This window comes from Desulfosceptrum tomskiensis (assembly GCF_049818055.1).
Taxonomy (GTDB): domain Bacteria; phylum Bacillota; class Desulfotomaculia; order Desulfotomaculales; family JASEER01; genus JBFLVT01.
This window is the reverse complement of record NZ_CP187479.1, coordinates 54715-71897: the sequence shown is the minus strand read 5'-3', so window position 1 is coordinate 71897 and position 17183 is coordinate 54715. Positions and strand designations below refer to the sequence as shown.

At 58.2% G+C, this 17183-nt stretch carries 19 protein-coding genes and 1 pseudogene; 11 read left to right on the top strand and 9 right to left on the bottom strand.

Annotation, left to right across the window (positions count from 1 at the left end; genetic code table 11):
- Positions 1 to 170: 170 nt before the first annotated feature.
- Positions 171 to 410: a hypothetical protein gene (locus ACPV0M_RS00385; RefSeq protein ID WP_425621038.1), complete on the bottom strand. Its 240-nt coding sequence runs from the start codon at positions 408 to 410 to the stop codon at positions 171 to 173.
- 296 nt (positions 411 to 706) lie between these two features.
- On the opposite strand from ACPV0M_RS00385, the gene ACPV0M_RS00380 reads away from it, so the two are divergent.
- Positions 707 to 1132 carry a MarR family winged helix-turn-helix transcriptional regulator gene (locus ACPV0M_RS00380; RefSeq protein ID WP_425621037.1) on the top strand — a complete coding sequence of 142 codons (426 nt, stop codon included), beginning with the start codon at positions 707 to 709 and terminating at the stop codon, positions 1130 to 1132.
- A gap of 93 nt (positions 1133 to 1225) precedes the next feature.
- On the opposite strand, the gene ACPV0M_RS00375 is transcribed toward ACPV0M_RS00380, so the two are convergent.
- The 3 genes from ACPV0M_RS00375 to ACPV0M_RS00365 form a co-directional block, all read right to left on the bottom strand.
- The gene (locus ACPV0M_RS00375; protein ID WP_425621036.1) at positions 1226 to 1435 is read right to left on the bottom strand and encodes a DUF1657 domain-containing protein; all 210 of its coding nucleotides are present in this window, start codon (positions 1433 to 1435) and stop codon (positions 1226 to 1228) included.
- A gap of 189 nt (positions 1436 to 1624) precedes the next feature.
- Entirely contained in the window at positions 1625 to 1891 is a 267-nt protein-coding gene (locus tag ACPV0M_RS00370) for a helix-turn-helix domain-containing protein (RefSeq protein ID WP_425621035.1), read from the bottom strand.
- 26 nt (positions 1892 to 1917) lie between these two features.
- A complete protein-coding gene (locus ACPV0M_RS00365; RefSeq protein ID WP_425621034.1) occupies positions 1918 to 2286 on the bottom strand; it encodes a sigma 54-interacting transcriptional regulator in 369 nt (122 codons plus the stop codon).
- Between the two features lie 109 nt (positions 2287 to 2395).
- On the opposite strand from ACPV0M_RS00365, the gene ACPV0M_RS00360 reads away from it, so the two are divergent.
- Positions 2396 to 3145 (top strand): CZB domain-containing protein, encoded by a 750-nt coding sequence (locus tag ACPV0M_RS00360; RefSeq protein ID WP_425621033.1) that lies wholly within the window; start codon positions 2396 to 2398, stop codon positions 3143 to 3145.
- Positions 3146 to 3160: 15 nt separating this feature from the next.
- Here ACPV0M_RS00360 and ACPV0M_RS00355 read toward each other — a convergent pair whose 3' ends face one another.
- Positions 3161 to 6259: an efflux RND transporter permease subunit gene (locus ACPV0M_RS00355; protein ID WP_425621032.1), complete on the bottom strand. Its 3099-nt coding sequence runs from the start codon at positions 6257 to 6259 to the stop codon at positions 3161 to 3163.
- Positions 6256 to 7350, bottom strand: coding sequence for an efflux RND transporter periplasmic adaptor subunit (locus ACPV0M_RS00350; protein WP_425621031.1), 1095 nt, complete (start codon positions 7348 to 7350; stop codon positions 6256 to 6258). The genes ACPV0M_RS00355 and ACPV0M_RS00350 overlap by 4 nt, the downstream gene beginning before the upstream one ends.
- A 359-nt stretch (positions 7351 to 7709) precedes the next feature.
- Here ACPV0M_RS00350 and ACPV0M_RS00345 point away from each other — a divergent pair.
- Positions 7710 to 7889, top strand: a pseudogene (locus ACPV0M_RS00345) (stage V sporulation protein AD); the annotation flags it as partial.
- A 93-nt stretch (positions 7890 to 7982) separates the two neighbouring features.
- On the opposite strand, the gene ACPV0M_RS00340 reads toward ACPV0M_RS00345, so the two are convergent.
- Complete coding sequence (locus ACPV0M_RS00340) at positions 7983 to 8786, bottom strand: glycosyltransferase family 4 protein (protein ID WP_425621030.1); 804 nt, start codon at positions 8784 to 8786, stop codon at positions 7983 to 7985.
- A 35-nt stretch (positions 8787 to 8821) separates the two neighbouring features.
- Here ACPV0M_RS00340 and ACPV0M_RS00335 point away from each other — a divergent pair, with 35 nt between their 5' ends.
- On the top strand, positions 8822 to 9058 hold the full coding sequence (locus ACPV0M_RS00335) for a hypothetical protein (RefSeq protein ID WP_425621029.1): 237 nt from the start codon (positions 8822 to 8824) through the stop codon (positions 9056 to 9058).
- A 163-nt stretch (positions 9059 to 9221) separates the two neighbouring features.
- Positions 9222 to 9425: a MarR family winged helix-turn-helix transcriptional regulator gene (locus tag ACPV0M_RS00330; RefSeq protein ID WP_425621028.1), complete on the top strand. Its 204-nt coding sequence runs from the start codon at positions 9222 to 9224 to the stop codon at positions 9423 to 9425.
- Between the two features lie 284 nt (positions 9426 to 9709).
- Here ACPV0M_RS00330 and ACPV0M_RS00325 read toward each other — a convergent pair whose 3' ends face one another.
- A complete protein-coding gene (locus ACPV0M_RS00325) occupies positions 9710 to 11329 on the bottom strand; it encodes a cation acetate symporter (RefSeq protein ID WP_425621027.1) in 1620 nt (539 codons plus the stop codon).
- A gap of 7 nt (positions 11330 to 11336) precedes the next feature.
- Positions 11337 to 12077 (bottom strand): universal stress protein, encoded by a 741-nt coding sequence (locus tag ACPV0M_RS00320; protein WP_425621026.1) that lies wholly within the window; start codon positions 12075 to 12077, stop codon positions 11337 to 11339.
- A gap of 913 nt (positions 12078 to 12990) precedes the next feature.
- On the opposite strand from ACPV0M_RS00320, the gene spoVAC reads away from it, so the two are divergent.
- From spoVAC to ACPV0M_RS00290, 6 genes are all read left to right on the top strand, one after another.
- Positions 12991 to 13434 carry a stage V sporulation protein AC gene (gene spoVAC, locus ACPV0M_RS00315; RefSeq protein WP_425622220.1) on the top strand — a complete coding sequence of 148 codons (444 nt, stop codon included), beginning with the start codon at positions 12991 to 12993 and terminating at the stop codon, positions 13432 to 13434.
- Positions 13435 to 13451: 17 nt separating this feature from the next.
- The gene (spoVAD, locus tag ACPV0M_RS00310) at positions 13452 to 14468 is read left to right on the top strand and encodes a stage V sporulation protein AD (RefSeq protein WP_425621025.1); all 1017 of its coding nucleotides are present in this window, start codon (positions 13452 to 13454) and stop codon (positions 14466 to 14468) included.
- Between the two features lie 15 nt (positions 14469 to 14483).
- Positions 14484 to 14843, top strand: a complete 360-nt coding sequence (spoVAE, locus tag ACPV0M_RS00305) for a stage V sporulation protein AE (RefSeq protein WP_425621024.1) — start codon at positions 14484 to 14486, stop codon at positions 14841 to 14843.
- A gap of 166 nt (positions 14844 to 15009) precedes the next feature.
- A complete protein-coding gene (locus tag ACPV0M_RS00300) occupies positions 15010 to 15231 on the top strand; it encodes a DUF1657 domain-containing protein (RefSeq protein ID WP_425621023.1) in 222 nt (73 codons plus the stop codon).
- A gap of 144 nt (positions 15232 to 15375) precedes the next feature.
- A complete protein-coding gene (locus ACPV0M_RS00295) occupies positions 15376 to 16467 on the top strand; it encodes a polysaccharide deacetylase family protein (protein WP_425621022.1) in 1092 nt (363 codons plus the stop codon).
- 215 nt (positions 16468 to 16682) lie between these two features.
- Entirely contained in the window at positions 16683 to 17162 is a 480-nt protein-coding gene (locus ACPV0M_RS00290; protein WP_425621021.1) for a universal stress protein, read from the top strand.
- Positions 17163 to 17183 lie beyond the last annotated feature (21 nt).

Genomic DNA, 17183 nt, shown 5'->3' with positions numbered 1-17183 from the left:
CGTCGGCAGCCCTTAGCCGGGCTTGTACCTCCGTGGTACGCGCTACGAACACAAATCACCCAAGAGGGGTTAGGCAGCTTCGGCTGCCGCTTTATGGTCATTATAAACCCTGCCCCGGCAGTTTGTAAACCCTGATTCGGCAAGAGAGGGTTATCCTCCCGCGGGGGCTTTCACGCCGAAACCCTGACTTCCGCGCCGGGGACTGCGGGTCGGAGGGCAGTTGCGCCAGGCCATTTATCCAGCAAGGTCTCCGCGGTCTTGAGGTCGTTTTTGGTTTTCTCCGCCGCCGCCCGGTGAGCCCCTACCCGCACCTGCCGCGTCGTCCACAAGGCCGAAACCGTTATGCTGAGGATAACGATCAAGGCCACCGGGATAATAAAGCGGTAGCGGATAGACAGGGAATTGAACACGATTAAGACCCCTCTCGGAAATGTAAACCTCTGCCCTTATGGTTAGAACAAGCGTAGCAAAAGATTATTAAGAAACGGCGAAGCGTATGTTAAGGCCCATGTTAGAGAGGGAATATTGACCTGCTGTTGGGCTTCCGTAAATATGGCACTAAGTTTGGGCTAAGATCCTGTAAAGATTTATTTTACATTGTGATGTATCTTCGATGGGGATACGTTACTAAGGATTGACATGCGCCGTGGGGTAAGAATATAATTGTCGTGACAAATTTATCGGCGCCGAATGACAAGGGGTTCTTATGAAGTACGTTTTGGAGGATTCCATCGGTTTTCTTTTAAGCAGAACGCACACGAGAGCAAAGAACGAACTGCTCCAAGCACTCAAGCCTTACAACATCACTCCCGAGCAGTGGGGGTTGCTGACCCGCTTGTGGGAGGAGGACGGGATTTCGCAAAAGGAGCTGGCCAACAGGATCTTCAAGGACCAGCCGACCACCGCCCGGATCCTCGAAAAAATGGAAAAGAAGAAGCTGATTGCCCGGCAGCCGGACCCCGTTGACGGAAGGGTATCTTTGGTTTTCTTGACCGAAAAAGGGCGCAGTTTGAGGAACGAATTAATCTCGAAAGCTACGGGCGTGCTGGAGAAGGCTTTGCAGGGCTTTTCGGATGCTGAAGTACAGCAGTTGAAGAAGATGCTCAACAGGATTTTTCACAACCTCAAATAGATTTTTACCTGGCGCTTTCGTCAATTTAATGTTGTTTAGAATACAAAACCCCGGTCTTTGAGCCGGGGCTTCCAACCGCGATTGGCGGTTTTTTTACTGCTTCACCTTGTACTGCGGCTCCTGCTGCTCGATGTAGTTGACCCTGCCCTTGAAGCTGTCGATGATCGACCCCAGTTGCTGTTCGAGGTCGGCAAACATTTGCTTCGCGGTTTTGTCCTGCGTGTCCAAGGCGAAGGAGGCCATGCTGGCCTTGGCGGACTCCAGGCTCGCCAGGGTCTGGTGCATTTTGCTTCCTATAGTCACTTGCGTTTCTCCTTTCTGATAATAGTGCTGACATAATAGTGCTGACAGTGCTCTATAACCTCCGAGCCTAGTTTTATACGCCCCGGCGGCGGCGATACCCGCAAAATAATGCCAGACCTGGAAAAGCAAGAATGTACGAAAATGGCGGCATGCGGCGGCAGCGAACCGCATCACTTGCTCCTCGAAGTTCTACATCAGATGCTTGAGACGGCATTCCAGGGACCGGCGCGAGATGCCCAGGTACTTCGCCGTTTTGGTCTTGTTGCCCTTATGCATCTCCAGGGCTTTCAGAATAATGCGGTCGTTGTATTCCTTAAGAGGCAGGCCGTCCGGAGGAAGAGAAAAGCCGGTGTAGTTCAGTATGCAGGACTCCGGGCATTCGCCGGTTTCGGCCGGGTTACCGGCTTTCTGTAGCATGCCCAGATGCGACGCCTTCAGCTCGTAATCGTCCCACATCGCCACAACCAGCGCGATAACGTTCTTCAGCTGTCTGACATTGCCGGGCCAGTGGTACGACAGAATAAGTCCCGGGCATCCCGCCTTATTGCGGTAAAGCGTTTTCTTTTCTCGTGCGCGAATTCGGCCAGAAACATCCTGGCGAAGGGCAGGATTTCCTCGCTGCGCTCGCGCAAAGGCGGCAGGTGGATGCGGGCGGCGTTCAGGCGGTAGTAGAGGTCGAGGCGAAAAGACCCCAGCTCGACCCGTCCGGCCAGATCGGCGTTGCTCGTCGAGACGATGCGCAAATCCACCTTGACTTTTTTCAGACCGCCCACCCGGTAGAACGCCTTATCCTCGATCATTCTCAGCAGCTTCGGCTGGACCGCGGGGTGCAGTTCCCCAACATGATCCAAGAAAAGCGTGCCGCCCTGGGCAAGGTCCAGTCTTCCCTAGAACTGCACTATACGGAGAACATCGAGAGCGCGCTTTTCAGCGTGGCCGTCGGCCGGTTCGTGCTTTGCCGTGGTCGCCGACGAGGTGCGCAAACTGGCCGGCCAAACCAAGGAAGCGGTCGGCACGGTACGGGGGCTGGCCGGCGAGATGGGCCGTCTGGCCGAGCTGGCCGGAAAGGACGCCGCAGATATCGCCGGCGTTTTCAAACAGTACAGCAGCAAAACAGAGCACCTGGCCGTTTCCCTGCGCGAAAACCTCGAACAAATCAACCAGGCGGCGACGGCCGCCAATGAAATTACCAAAGGCGTAGAGGCCCAGGCGTCGGCCACCTCGCAGCTGGCGGAGTCCGGACAAAGGCTGGCCGCCATCGCCGCCTTCGGGTCTTCGTGCCGCGCCAACGCCGAGCATGTGCGCGAAGCCGTGGTCGGGGAACTGGCCGAAGCCCTGCGGGCGGCCGGAGAGGCGACCCCCGTCAGGATGCTCGGAGCCAGACTCGCCGACCACGCCGCTTTTCTGGAAGATGTCGCCGGCCGCGCAGGAGCGGGCGGGACGGTGAAAAGCCACACCGAGTGCCCCTTCGGCCGCTGGTACTTCAGCGAAGGCCAGGCCGCCTACGGCCACCTGCCTGTCTTCAGACAGCTCGATACGCCGCACAAAGCCCTGCACGACCTGGCCGCCGATCTGGTTCGCCAGGCGAAAGCCGAGACGGTGGCCGAGCTGGCCGAGAAATCGCTTGAGCTCCTCAAAGGCTTCATTTCCCTGAAGAAGGCCATAGCCGAACTCGCTGCAAGCCGGGCCAGGAACGGGGGGCGGGCATAAGCGCCGGCCGCCGAGCTACCGGCCGAGGGCCGGGGCCCGCTCCCGTGCTTCCCCGGCCCGTCTTTTCTCTTTAAAGGTCGCCAGTACGGTGTAAAGCGAAGGAACGACGATCAGCGTAAGCATCGTTGAAAAAAGCAGGCCGGAGATGATCGTCACCGCCAGCGGGGTAAACAGGGGATTCCCGGAAAGGGCCAGCGGCGTCAGGCCGGCCACGGCCGTCATAGATGTCAGGAGAATCGGGCGCAGGCGCGCTTCGCCGGCCTTGATGACCGCCTCTTTAAGCCCGGCGCCCGCCGCGCGTGCCTTTTCGATAAAGTCGATTAGCACGATCCCGTTGCGCACGACGATCCCCGACAGGGAAATAACGCCCATCATGGTCATAAAGCCCAACGGGGTCTGGGTGACGAACAGGCCGATCAGGCTCCCCGCCACCGCCAGGTACACCGTGCTCATCACCAGCATGGGCAGGCTTAAGGAATAGAACTGGATGGCGATCTGGATGAAAATCAGGAAAAAGACGACGATCGAAAGTTTGCCCATGTCGATGAAGATGTCCGTCTGTTCGGTAAACTCCCCGCCCACTTCCCAGCGGTACCCCTCGGGGAGCTGCATTTTCTCCAAGATAAGAAGGATGTCCTTATTGACCTCGGTGGCCGTCCGGCCCCGGACGTCGCCTTTAATGGTAACCGCCCGCGCCAGATTGCGGTGGGGAATGGTCTGGATACCGAAGGAAGGCTTGATTTCGGCGATCTCCGCCAGCGGAATCTGCTGCCCGACGGCGTTGGGAACGGTCAGGCGCTGAAAAACAGCCAGGGGGTCGCGTGCCGACCCCTCGGCGTACAGGTTGATGTTGATCAGGTCCTTGCCGTCGTCGAACTGGCTGACGGTGATCCCTTCGCTGGCCAGGCGCAGGGTGCGCGAGAGGTCGGCGTAGGTCACCATCTTCTGCTCCATCATGGCCTTGTTGACCTGGAACTCCAGCGTGTTGTTGTCCAGGCCGAAGTTGTCCGTGATGTTGTAGGCGCCGGGCACCTTCGAAATCCTGTCTTTCACCTGCTGGGTGAGCATCCGCAGTTCCGCGATGTCGTCACCGTAAAGGTGGATTTCGATCGGGTCCCCGACGGGAGGTCCCGTCTCCAGTTCAAACGGGTAAACGGTCACGCCCGGGTACTTCCGGCCGAGTTCCTTGCGCCAGGAATCAACAAGCGCCGCCGTATCCACCTTGTCGGGGTCGACCTTGGCCATCACCAGCGCGTTTTCCTCGGCCACCTCATCGAGCGCCGTTCCGCCACCGAACCACATGTAAGCCCTTGCTCCGGCGCTGGCCGCAACCTCGTCGACTCCGGGCTGTTCTGCGACCCATTGCTGGATTTCACGCACGACGGCGTGGGTCTGCTCGATATCGCTGCCCTTGGGCAGGCGGATGTCGATCGGTATTTCTTCACGGTCCGCGGCCGGGAAAAGCTCGATGGGCGTAAAGGGAATCAAGCCGTAGGCCAGGGTGCCCGCCAGCACCCCGATCAGGCCGGCGCGCAGGGGCCGGTCCAGGATCCGCGGCATCAGCCGTCCCGCATACCAGCCGGTAAGGCGGGCGAGCTGCGGGCCCAGGAGCCCGGCCGGCTTTTCTTCATGGTTCCCGTTGCGCAGGTGCCGGGACTCGTACCAGTTCCTGAAGATGGGGATGATGGTCAGGGCCATGACCATCGAGGCCAGCATCGTAAGGCTGACGACGATGGGGATCGGGCGGATGAACTCGCCGGAAATGCCCCCCAGGAACATCAATGGGCCAAAGGAGAAGATGGTGGCCAGGGTCGCCGTCAGGATGGAGGCGGCCACCTCGCGCGGACCGTTAACCGAAGCCTCGTATGGAGATTCACCCAGCACGAAGAGCCGGCGCTCGATGTTGTCGTTGACGACCACGGCGTCGTCCACCAGGACCCCGAGGACCACGATCAGGGCGTAGATCGTGATCATGTTCATGGTTACGCCGAGCGACGGGAGGAAAACCAGCCCCACCGCCATCGAGATGGGAATGGCGACGGCTACCATCAGCGCCGTGACGAAGTTCAGCCCCAGGCTGCAAACCAGGATCACGGCCGCGACGGCGATAATGATCTCCCGGATGAGGTCCCCAAACATCTCATTAACGTTCTTGCTTTGAGAGAAGACGGGTTCTACCTCTACCCCCGGGGGCAGGGATTTCTTCAAATCCTGAATCGTCGCATCGACGCGTCGCTGCAGCGAGGGAACGTCGGTACCCTTTTCGACGTTGATGCCGAGAATAACGGCGGGCTTTCCGTTGTGATAGACATATACTTCCGTGTCCTTGTCCGTACGGTAAGCCCGGCCGACGTCTTTGAGGTAGACGGGGAAACCTTCGGGCGTGCGGGAAACGATCACCTTGTTGAGGTCTTTCCACCGGTAGCTTTCGGGTAGAACCAACTGGTAGGTCCGCCCGGCGACGTCTATGTTGCCGATGGGCACCCGCTCGTTTTCCGCCTTGACGGCCCCCATCACCTGCATCCACGTGATACCGTAATGCTGGAGCTTCCTCGGGTCAATTTCCACCCGGATCTCCTCGTCGGGCAGCCCTTCCACGACCACGTCGGCCACGGCAGGTATGGTACGGATCTGATCCCGCCAGATCTCCAGGGTATCCCGCAGGCTGTAGAGCTGCTCGCGGGTTTGGGCCGTGATATTGACGGTGTAAAAGGCGGCGCGGGCCAGGTCGTCGTTGATGGCGGGTTTCTCGGCCCCCTCGGGAAGGTCAGCTTCGGCGTCCTTGACCTTCTTGCGCAGCTCGTCCCACTTCTCCTTGGGGTCTACGCCGTCCTTCAGCCAGATCACGATCGAGGAATAGCCGGAACCCGAATAGGAGCTGATGGTCTTAACGCCCTGGAGTTCCTTGATCTTCTGTTCGAGCTTTTTGGTAACGGTCTGCTCGACCTTCTCCGGCGAGGCCCCGGGATAAACAGTGGTAACGGTCGCGACGCTGATAATCACGTCGGGCTGCTCCTGGCGGGGGAGCTGGAAAACGGTCAGCAACCCGACGGCGATGACCATGACGAAAAAAAGGATGGTTATTTTGCGCTTGCGCAGCAGGAATTCGATCACTTACCGGTACCTCCCGGCTGCTCGATGGGATCGCCGTCAAAGAGCAGGTCTGCGCCCTTGACAATCACCTGATCGCCCGGCTTCAAGCCGGAGAGGATCTCCAGCCGGTCGCCGTACAGCTCGCCGATGGTAACCGGGGTTTTTACCGCTTTCCCCGCAGCAGCCAGAAAGACATAAGGTTTCTCCTCGCCGCGGTTGATCACGGCGCCTACCGGCACGAACAAGCCTTTCTTCATTGCAGCGGCGCGGGTCGCGTTAACCACCTGCCCCGGGAGCCAGTCTTGTTCCGTGTTGGGCACGCTGACCTCGACCCCCACCGTGCCCGTACCCTGGTTGGTTGACGGGAAAACGCGCGCCACTTTGCCCTTGCGGGTCCGGCCGTAAAGAGAGAGGATGACTTCATCCCCCGCCCGCCAGGCGGCAACATCTTTATCGGGGACCGGCAGGACGACCTTCAAGGGGTCGAGCCGGCCGATACGATAGACCGGGACACCGGGACTGACGAGCTGCCCTACAGCCGAAAGCTTATTCAAGATCGTGCCGCTGACCGGCGATTTCAAAAGCGCCTTGTCCTGCAGCAGGGACAAGCTCTGCTGGGCCTGGAGAAGATCCGCTTCCGCCACGGAAAGGCGGTTTTTAGCGTTCTCGAAGTCAAGTTGCGAGATGGCCCCCGCAGCGTGGAGCTGTTCCATGCGGGCGTAATCTTCCTTGGCCTGCCAGTAATTAACCTGGGCCTTGTCAAGCCCCGCCTTCGCCTGCGTCATCTGGAGGTTGTACTCGGCGGCATCCACCCGGGCCAGGACCTCGCCCTCTTTAACCTCGTCCCCTTCGCTGACGCGCATTTCCAGGATGCGGCCGGCCACCTCAAAAGACACCATCGATTCCTCGCCGGCCTGCAGCACCCCGGAAAATTCCGAATGGCGGCCCGCCTTTCCAGGAGTCACCGTTATCGTTTCCACCAGCTTGGGCTCCGCCGTTTCCGCGCCGGTGTCTCCGCGTTTCTTTTGACCGCCGGCGGCCGCGACCAGGCCGACGGCCGCGACGACAGCCACCAGCACCAGCAGGAGCCGTACCTTTTTACTTCTAACCATCCGAACATTCCTTTCGCCTTTTTCTTTTGGGAAAACGTTCAAGCACACGATCAACCTTATGAGGGCCTTAGTATGTTAATACCTGTCAGCCTTTCCCCAGGTTTCAAAAAAACAAAAAGGGCAACATCCATGTCCCCAATTATCAAACGCAGCCTGTCAAGAGAATTCCTGAAGACCGACCCTGCGGCGTCATCGCCGGCTGCCGTTTGCCAGGGCCAAGTTGCACGTTGTGATTCTACTGAAAATAATTCCAAAACTCAATACTTAAATTGGCTGGTTCAGCGCTGTTCCGGACAGAGGGTGAGGAATTGGGCACTAAGAAAATCGGAAAACAGACTTACAAGCCGGACAATCCTCCAGTGATCATCAGCACGGGGACGGTGGTCGGGCCCTTTGAAGGCCGGGGCCCTTTAAAAGACTACTTCGACCATATTTATACCGATCTGACGGCCGGAGAGCGCAGTTTTGAAGCCGCCGAGAAAGAAATGATGCTGAACGCCTGCTTCACCTGCCTGAACAAAGTCAACGTAACCCCACAGGAGGTCGACTTTTTCCTGGCCAGAGACTTGCTGAATCAAACAATTACCTCACGGTTTTTCGGCCCTGGAACTGCGCATCCCTTACCTCGGGATCTACGGCGCCTGCTCCACGTCGGCGGCAAACCCCACCGGGTCGTGCGGGGCGCACACCAGGCTGTTCACGCCGTTGATCAGGTTATCTTTGAGGCCTTCGGAGAAGGGGGCGACGACGGGCAGCCCCGAGGCCATGGCCTCCAGGACCACGTTCCCGAACGTCTCCGACATCGAGGGGAAAACGAAGATGTCGCTGGAGGCGTACATCGCGCGAAGCGGTTGTCCCGTCAGGTAACCGGTGCAGGTAATGCCAGGACGCGCCCACGCCCTCACCCGCTGCATCATCGGCCCGTCACCGACGATAAAAAGGTGCAGCCCGCCGGGGTAGTCGGCGTCGAGGAGGTCGAAGGCCTCGAGCAACACATCCAGGTTTTTTTCCGCGGCCACCCGGCCCACGTACACGTAAAGGAGGACCATCTTTCCAGCGACGCCGTAATCCCGGGCGATGATGTCGGACCTGTTTTGCGGGGTGAACAAGTCGCTATCCACGCCCCGCACCCAGAACCGGAGGTTCTTAATGCCCCGGGCGGCCAGTTTGTCCCTGGTGGCCTGCGAGGGGCACAAAGTGAGGTCGTACTGCCGGTGAAACCAGGTCAGGAATTTCCACAGGGGTTGATGCAGCGCCGCCAGCCGGTAATAGCGCAGGTAGACGTCGAAGTTGGTGTGGCAGGACGTCACCGCCGGGAGTTTTCCGGCCCTGGCGTAACGCAGCCCGCAAAGCCCCAAACCGAAAGGGGTGGCGATGTGGACCAGGTCGGGGCGGAACCCGTCGAGGATCTTTTTGATACCGCGGTAGCCCGGCAAGGGCCAGCCGGCATTCGGGATAGAGGAAGAAGCGCGTGCTGAAGGACCCGGTGCACGTTCGGACGGTCTCCCGACGGGCAGCGGGGCGCCGGGGCGACCATGTGTTCAGACTGCGCGGCGAGATAGGACGACAGTTTGGCCATCGTCCGGGCGACGCCGTTCAGTTGCGGCGGGTAGGTATCGGTAAAGAGGGCGACACGCGTGTGGATCATCCCCTCCGGCCCAACTCTCTTAAGACCTATGTTAGGGAGGGGATATTAACCTGCCGTTAGGCTTCCGTAAGTATGGCGCTAAGTTTGGGCTAAAATCCTGTAAAAAATACTTTACAAAGCGGGAATACGTTGGTTCCCCCCGTGCTCACAATTGACGCGCGGCGTACGGCAGGGATATAATTGCCACGACAAATTTATCGGCCCTGGACGAAGAGGAGTTCGCATGAAGTACGTTTTAGAGGATTCGATCGGATTTCTTCTGAGCAGAACCCATACAAGAGCGAAAAACCAACTGCTGCAGGCCCTGAAACCTTACAACATCACTCCCGAGCAGTGGGCGTTGTTGACCCGTTTGGGGGAGGAGGACGGGATCGCGCAAAAAGAGCTGGCCCAAAGGATTTTCAAGGACCAGCCGACTAAACCCTAGACTTCCCTACCGCGAAGGTAAGCATCTCGCCCATCCTCAATAACCGGGCAATGCCTGATATTACTGATAAGTGCTTTTAGCTGTTTCTGCATCCGGTTGACAGATCCATCCGCTTCGCCAATCTCATCCCCGGCCCCAGCCATACCCACCGGCCCGGCAGACATGTCCAGCGAATAATAAAGCCCCCTGACCGGAGCGATCAAGGGGCTGAGCGTACCGTGTGTTATCGAATCGATTGGCGACGATGTTTCTCTACTGTACCGGATATTACAGGTGGGTGCGATTTACCCGCCGCGGTGGACGGTGGCCATAAATTCTTCGGCTTTTCCGGTATTCCCGGTTAAGTAGCTGACCACGACCATCGCTACGACGGCCGCCGGCAGGCTGTAGAGCGCGGGGTTGATGAGAACCGGCAGGCCGAGTAAAGACGGCACTGCAAAGTAGTTGGCGAAGGTATACAGGAGCGATACGACCAGGCCCACGCTGAAACCGGCGATAACTCCTTCCTCGGTCAGCCGTTTCCACCAGACGGCCGCCACGAGCACAGGGGCAAAAGTGCTGGCGGCGATGCCGAAAGCCATTCCGACAAGTACAGCCACATTCTGGTTCTTAAGATAGAAGGCCAGAACTATAGCGATGAGCGCCAGCAATCCAGCACAGGCCTTGGCGAAAATAAGCCGCTCGCGATCGCTGCTTTGCGGCCGGATAACACCGGCATACAGGTCGTGGGCTAGGCTAGTCGTGGCCGAGATCAGCAGACCTGACGCCGTGCTCAGCATGGCCGCCAGCGCGCCGGCGATGATGATGCCCAGGAGCACCTCTCCGCCCAACATTTTACCGAGCAGCGGTACGGCAAGGTTCGTGGCCGCGCCTTTCTTGCCGGCGGCTAGCAGTTCCATCAGGACCGGATAGAGCACGGCCATCGCTGCCAACCCAACCAGCATCACCGTGATGTAGAACACGGCCAGCCCGGCAATCGTGGCTTCCGCACTTTTTACGGCAGCCCGCGCATCCCGCACGGTGTAGAAGCGGATCAGGATGTGCGGCAAACCCACTACCCCAAAGAACAGCCCCAGCACCAGACTCATCTGGTTCCACACATCCTTTAAGCCTACGCCCGGCGTAATTGCGGACGATGCGTCGGGCATCAGGCTTCGCGCCATCGCGACGGCACCCATATGGTCGGTCATTTTCGTCTCCGGCGGGTAGGCCTGAAGCACCTGGGGAGCTACTTCCACAGCCACCGACGGGGGGATGGCCTCGCGGCCGACGGTGAAAATCTTTACCGGATTGGCTCCAAAATACATACTGGTCACCAGCACGAAGATGAGCAGCATCGCTCCGCCGAGCATCAGCCCCTGGATGGCCTGGTTATATGTCGTTCCCCGCATCCCGCCCAGAATGACGTAAGCAGCCATTAGCGAGCCGGTGACTAAAACGGTGGTAACGTAATCCCAGCCCAGCAATAACTGGAACAGGTGGCCAGCCCCAACCATCTGGGGGACCAGGTAGAGGGTACAGAGAACGACGGTACCGAGCATGGCCATAATGCGCACCGCGCTTCCTTCAAAACGCGCAGCAAGCACGTCTCCTACAGTAAACCGACCGGCATTCTTGAGAGGTCCGGCCAAAACCAGCACCACCACGACCCAGGCAGCAAAAAAACCGACCGCGAGCCACCAGCTGTCAATTCCTCCGAGGGCGATTGCTCCCGCCACGCCGAGAAAACTGGCCGCGCTGCAGTAGTCACCGAACATAGCCGCTGCATTGACCCGCCAGGGGATTTGCCCGCCGGCAACATAGAATTCAACCGTGGTGCGGGTCCACCGCCGACTGTACCAGCTCACGAAAAAGGTAAGTACCATACTCAAGACCACTACGGTAAAAGCAACTGGATTGTCCATACCCTGCTTACTCCCATCCTTTCGCAAGATATATCCTTGTGATAACGAGGCCTCCGACGAAAACCGCCAGGCCCAGCCAGATGCCGAGCGGCAGGCCGATGGTCTGTAGCTGGGCCAGCTCCTTAAACTGCGCCGAAGTCAGGAGAGCCACGATGAAATAGATCAGCGCGAACACGCCAAGCAAACCAAAGGAAAAGCGGAACCGTTGCCCCAGCGCACTGGGCTCCAGGGCGGCTGGTGGGGCTGCCGTTTTAGGAGTGGCTTCCGTAGCGGCGCCAGCCCCCACCCCACTCATTAAAGAATCCAGGCCGCTAAGATCGACGCTTCCCTTCTTAACTATCAGAACCGGAATAGCGGAAGACCGCGAGATGCTTTCCGAAACGCTGCCGAAATGCATCTTTCCCAGACCCTTGCGTCCGGAATCACCGATCACCACAAGATCAACTTGCAGATCGTTAGCGATCTTGAGAACGGTGGCGGAAATCACCCCTTGCGCCTTTATTTGGCGTACGGTAAGACCATACTTTTGCCCGTAGGCGGCTGCCAGTTCGAGCGGCTTAGCAAAGAAGTGCTGTTCCTTCATCCTGGCTGCCAGTTCGGTTTCTTTTTCTGCAGGCAGCAACGGTATCTCTTCCTCTACCTGTACGGCGATCACCTCGGCACCGTACCGGCTAGCCAGTTCGACAGCCTTCTTAACAGCCCCCAACGAGGCCTCGTAACCGTCAACGGCTACCAAAACCTTCTCCAACCGTCCTCACTCCTTTTATGTAAAAAGTATTTTCGCCAGACACCGGGATCTCTGTCTAGCTAGATAGAAGCACACCCGGCCCACTAGAAGGCTATGGTTAGGTTACACTAAAAGCAAAAAACCTGAAAAGAGTTATAGCCCCAAGTACCGAATTTTTGGGGCCAGCGGGAAATGGGCAAGGGATTCAGTTATCTGAACGGTCATAATCCGGTGTGCCCGTGCCTTTAGGGGCAGAAAATTAACCGTTTATTCTGAAAATTTGTACAATTAAGTTTTTCTGTGCTATTCCTATACCTCGTGGTGGCAGGCAATTTCTAAAACATTTATCTTTTTATCCTGTTGCAATAATGATTTTGGCTCCCTCCGTCCACCAGGTCGATTGCCTGGAAAAAGGTTTTCTGCCGGATTAAAAAGGTCTGCCTGGAAGTGCTGGCTTAATAAAGGTTGCTGAACATATTTGGGTGCTGGTTCTCAAAACATAGAAATATGAGAAAGCATTTGCTTATAGCCGTCATCGGCCTTACAGCGATAATCCTTCAGCCTCTCGTCGCGCACGTTCAAGACCTTCACTTCGCGCCGCCGCTGCCGCCCCGGTATAGGTCCGCCGAACCTTCCGCACGCCAAAACACCAACCTGTTTATCGTCTTACTAAACGGGTTGAATACCGCCTGTGACGGGTCACCTTGCGGGATATGGGATTCAGCGCTCTCCGCAAAAGCCTGGAGAACAGCGGCACAGGAGGCCCTTTCGGCCATCCTGGGCATCTCCGGGACAGGCAAGGCGCCGGGCCGTGGAATCAACCGCGGGTATAAACGTGCCTCTTGAGGAAAGATAGACTAAGGCGCAAACGCAATAAAGCCAAAGCTCGGGCGGGAGGCGAAAGAAGATGGCACGCGATCCCAAGAAAAAACCCTTGACGGTCGATCAGAAGCGCTATACGGAGATGGTCCGCGACCTGGTCCCGAGGCCTCCTTACCTGCGTAACGCCGCCCTGGCCTACCTGTTCGGCGGCTTGGTCGCCGTCATCGGGCAGTTCTTCACCGACATATACAAAATCACGCTGAATATGTCGGATAAGGAGGCCGGCAACCCGGCAGTCGCCACGATGATTTTTATCGGGGCGCTGCTTACCGGCCTGGGGGTTTTCGACAAGATCGCCCGTTACGCGGGCGCTGGCCTGGCCGTGCCGGTAACCGGCTTCGCCAACTCCGTCACGGCCTCGGCCCTGGAGTTCAAAAAAGAGGGGCTGGTCTTCGGCGTCGGCAGCAAGATGTTCATGCTGGCCGGGTCGGTGATTACGTTCGGCGTGGTAACCGCCTTTTTCGTAGGGCTAATCTACGCATTATTTGTCTTTTAGAGTGGGGGTGTAACGAATTGAGCACCAAGAAGATTGGCAAGCAGACTTATCAACCTGACAATCCTCCGGTGCTCATCAGCACGGGCACGGTGGTTGGACCCTTTGAGGGCCAGGGCCCCCTGAAGGACTATTTCGACCATATCTATACCGATTTGACAGCCGGAGAACGCAGCTTCGAGGCCGCCGAGAAGGAAATGCTGCTGAACGCCTGTTTCACCTGCCTGAACAAGGCCAACGTTACGCCGCAGGAGGTGGACTTTTTCCTTGCCGGAGACTTGCTGAACCAGACCATTTCCTCCGGGTTTTCGGCCCTGGAACTGCGTATCCCCTACCTCGGGATCTACGGCGCCTGCTCCACGTCGGCAGAGGGCCTTTGCCTCGCCACAATGCTGGTGGACGGGGGCTTCGCCTCCTATGTCCTCGCAGCCACGAGCAGCCACAACGCCTCGGCCGAAAGGCAGTACCGCTATCCCACCGAATACGGTTTCCACCGCAAGCCGCAGGTGCAGTGGACGGTGACCGGGGCCGGCGCCGCCCTGGTGGCGCCTGACGGAGAAGGCCCCAGGATCACCCGCTTTACCGTGGGCAAGGTCCACGACCTGGGCATCAAGGACCCCCTCAACCTGGGCGCGGCCATGGCCCCGGCCGCCGCCGACACTATTGTACGCCACTTCGCCGATACGGGCCACGGACCGGATTACTTCGATCTGATCGTTACCGGCGACCTGGGGAAGTTCGGTTACCAGCTCACCGTCAAGATGGCCGAGTCCAACGGGGGCTTCGACCTGACGAAGAACTACAAGGACTGCGGGCTGATCCTCTACGACACCGGGACGCAGGACGTCCACGCCGGGGGCAGCGGCTGCGCCTCGTCGGCCGTGGTGACCTACGGGTACCTTTATAAAAAGATGATGGAAGGCGAACTGAAGCGCATTCTCCTTGTGGCCACCGGGGCGCTGCACAGTCCGGTCTCGTGTTACCAGGGCAACGGGATACCGGGGATCGCACACGCCGTCTGCATCGAAATGATCTGACTGGAGGGAAGATAGATGGAATGGCAGACGTATATCTTCGCCTTTCTGGTCGGGGGGGCCATCACCATGCTGGGCCAACTGATCCTCGACTTCACCAATTTTACGCCGGGCCACGTCCTGTCGGGCTTCGTCGTCGCGGGAGGGATCCTGAGCGGACTGGGTCTTTACGAAAAGCTGATCGAGTTTGCAGGAGCCGGGGCCACCATGCCCATCTCCAGCTTCGGCAACGCCCTGGTGCAGGGAGCCATCTCCGAAGCGGAGCGCAGCGGAGTCATCGGCGTGTTGACGGGGATGTTCGAGCTGACCAGCACGGGCATTACCGCCGCCATCGTTTTTGGTTTTCTGATAGCCGTTATTTTCAACCCTAAAGGATAACAAACCCAAAAGCGAAGTGAGAAATGAGAGGTCAGAGGCGGGTATTCGAAGGAATTCACTTTATGAAATCTGAACCGCCAAGGGCGCCAAGCAGGCAGAGAACTAACAGCCAACAGCGGTACCGATTACTGATGCCTGACGGCTGAGTGGAAGGAGGTGAAAGCAAGTGACCGTCCAGAGCGACTTACAGAAGTGCATCGCCCAATGCCAGTCCCTTCTCGGGACTTATCAAATGTGCGCGTCAGCCACCCAGGACCAAGCGGCAAAAAAGATGTACCAGGAACTCAGCCAGGACATGCAGAGGCACATCGATCACCTGAACAACCGTTTAAGCTACCTGGAAAAGAACAACCCGATGTACCAGCAGCAGCAACAGGCCCAGCAGTAACGGGCCGAAAACCGCGCCACCCAAATTGGGTGGCGTTTTTGGTCTTTAGCCTAACAATTCCGAAAACCCTTTTTCCACCTATTTACTTTAGAGGTTCTAAAAGTTAAACTCAAGGTATCGCATCATTTCGGGTGTCTGCAATCGATGGCGAAACTGCACCTGTCTTTTGGGAAAGTGCTCCGGCTTTTCTTGACGGCCATCCTGGTCCTCGGTGTTAGCTGGGGAGCAGGGTGCTCCAGGGAACCTCGCCCGGACGTTGTGCCTTCCCCGCCCGTTAAGGAAGAGCGGGCCGCCCAGGCACCGCCGGAACTCGGCACTGCCCCTGTTCCACAAGGCCACCCCGACGGGAAGGCCGTCGTCCTGTGCTACCACCAACTGGTAACCAGAAAGCCGCTCTTTAATTCCGAGCTCAATATCGACGACTTTCGGACCCAGATGAAGTACCTGGCCGATAACGGGTATACCACCCTGTCACTGGCCGAACTCAAGAATTGCCTGGCACATAGGTCGTTTCCTCCCAAGTCCGTGGTCATCACCTTTGACGATGGCTACAAGACCTTCTACACTCTTGCCTACCCGATCCTTAAAGAGTACGGCTTAAAGGCCGCGGTCTTCCCGGTGGTTTCTCTGACACCGGGGCTCGAGCGCCGGGTTGCCTGGGGGGAACACCTGCGGTTTCATCACCTGCGGGCCATGCTTGAAGACTCCGACCTGGTCGAAGTCGGCTCCCACACCTACGACCTGCACTACCGGGTGGAACAGCCAGGCCGTTCGACCGAACCGCCGGTGAAACCGCCCGGTGCCGGCAGCCCTGATCACGGACACGTCCCGAGCGAGGACGCCCTTGAGCCGGATCAGGATTCCCCCGAAACCCCTGATCCGGCAGGCCGGACCGCCCACCGCCGGACGCCGGGCCGGCCGGCCATCGACCAGGCCCCCGGCGAGGACACGGACGCCTACCAGGAAAGGCTGTACAGGGACCTGCGCCTGGCCAAGGACCTTTTGGAAGCGCAAATCGACAGGGAGGTCATCGCCCTTTCCTGGCCTTACGGCCGTGCTACACCGGCGACGGTGGAGGCCGGACGTAGGGCCGGGTACCGGCTCTTCTTCACCACCGCAAGGGCTCCGGTCACAAGCGCCACGAAGGCGGACGCCGTCCCCCGCTACCTGGTGCAGAGCGGTTCCCTGGAAGAGTTCAAGGCCATCCTGGCATCGGCTTCTTGTACAAACCAATGATGAAACTACAGGTATGGCCGCCTATCCAACCCGTTCCCGTGATCACAATCTGCCCTGGGTTTTCCTGTTGCATCCTCTAACCACAGCCCTTCTTGTAAGGGTGGGAATGTTCAATGCATCAGAAGGAATAAGAAAGCACCTTGCAATAAGACTCTTGTTATGTTAAGAATTTGTTAAGTGAACAAATGCACAAGATACCTCGGGAGGGATGACTTATGATAAACAGGGTCCTTGCGGGCGTCGATGGATCACCGAATTCCCTCCGGGCGGTCCGTACAGCCGCCGATGTCCTGGACCGCGAATTACAGGGAACGCTTACCCTGGTCTATGTCGCCAAGGCTCCCACCGCCCTGGAATGGTTCCAGGGAGCGGGAGGACTCGTACAAGGGGGTATTGAAGAGGTCGAGAAACGGGAGCGGGAAGCCGTAGAGGCCGTCACCAGAGAAGGGCAGAAGATGCTGGAGGAAGCACGCTCCACTTGCCTGGACATTCTTAAGGACCGGCCTGTGCGCATCGAAACGCTGGTGCTCTTCGGCGATCCAGCTCAGTTAATTACTGAATATGCCGAAGAAAAGAAATATGATATGATCGTGCTCGGCAGCCGGGGCGCCGGCCCCCTGCGGGGCGTCCTGCTCGGAAGCGTCAGCTACAAGGTCCTGAACAGCGCACACTGCCCCGTCCTCATCGTGAAATAAAGAAGGGAAAAGAAAGGCGAT

Excerpts from the sequence above, each read along its gene's own strand:
- ACPV0M_RS00380 (WP_425621037.1), top strand. The coding sequence starts at position 707 with ATGAAGTACGTTTTGGAGGATTCCATCGGTTTTCTTTTAAGCAGAACG.
- ACPV0M_RS00370 (WP_425621035.1), bottom strand. The coding sequence starts at position 1,891 with ATGTGGGACGATTACGAGCTGAAGGCGTCGCATCTGGGCATGCTACAG.
- ACPV0M_RS00350 (WP_425621031.1), bottom strand. The coding sequence starts at position 7,350 with ATGGTTAGAAGTAAAAAGGTACGGCTCCTGCTGGTGCTGGTGGCTGTC.
- ACPV0M_RS00330 (WP_425621028.1), top strand. The coding sequence starts at position 9,222 with ATGAAGTACGTTTTAGAGGATTCGATCGGATTTCTTCTGAGCAGAACC.
- ACPV0M_RS00325 (WP_425621027.1), bottom strand. The coding sequence starts at position 11,329 with ATGGACAATCCAGTTGCTTTTACCGTAGTGGTCTTGAGTATGGTACTT.
- spoVAE (WP_425621024.1), top strand. The coding sequence starts at position 14,484 with ATGGAATGGCAGACGTATATCTTCGCCTTTCTGGTCGGGGGGGCCATC.
- ACPV0M_RS00295 (WP_425621022.1), top strand. The coding sequence starts at position 15,376 with ATGGCGAAACTGCACCTGTCTTTTGGGAAAGTGCTCCGGCTTTTCTTG.
- ACPV0M_RS00290 (WP_425621021.1), top strand. The coding sequence starts at position 16,683 with ATGATAAACAGGGTCCTTGCGGGCGTCGATGGATCACCGAATTCCCTC.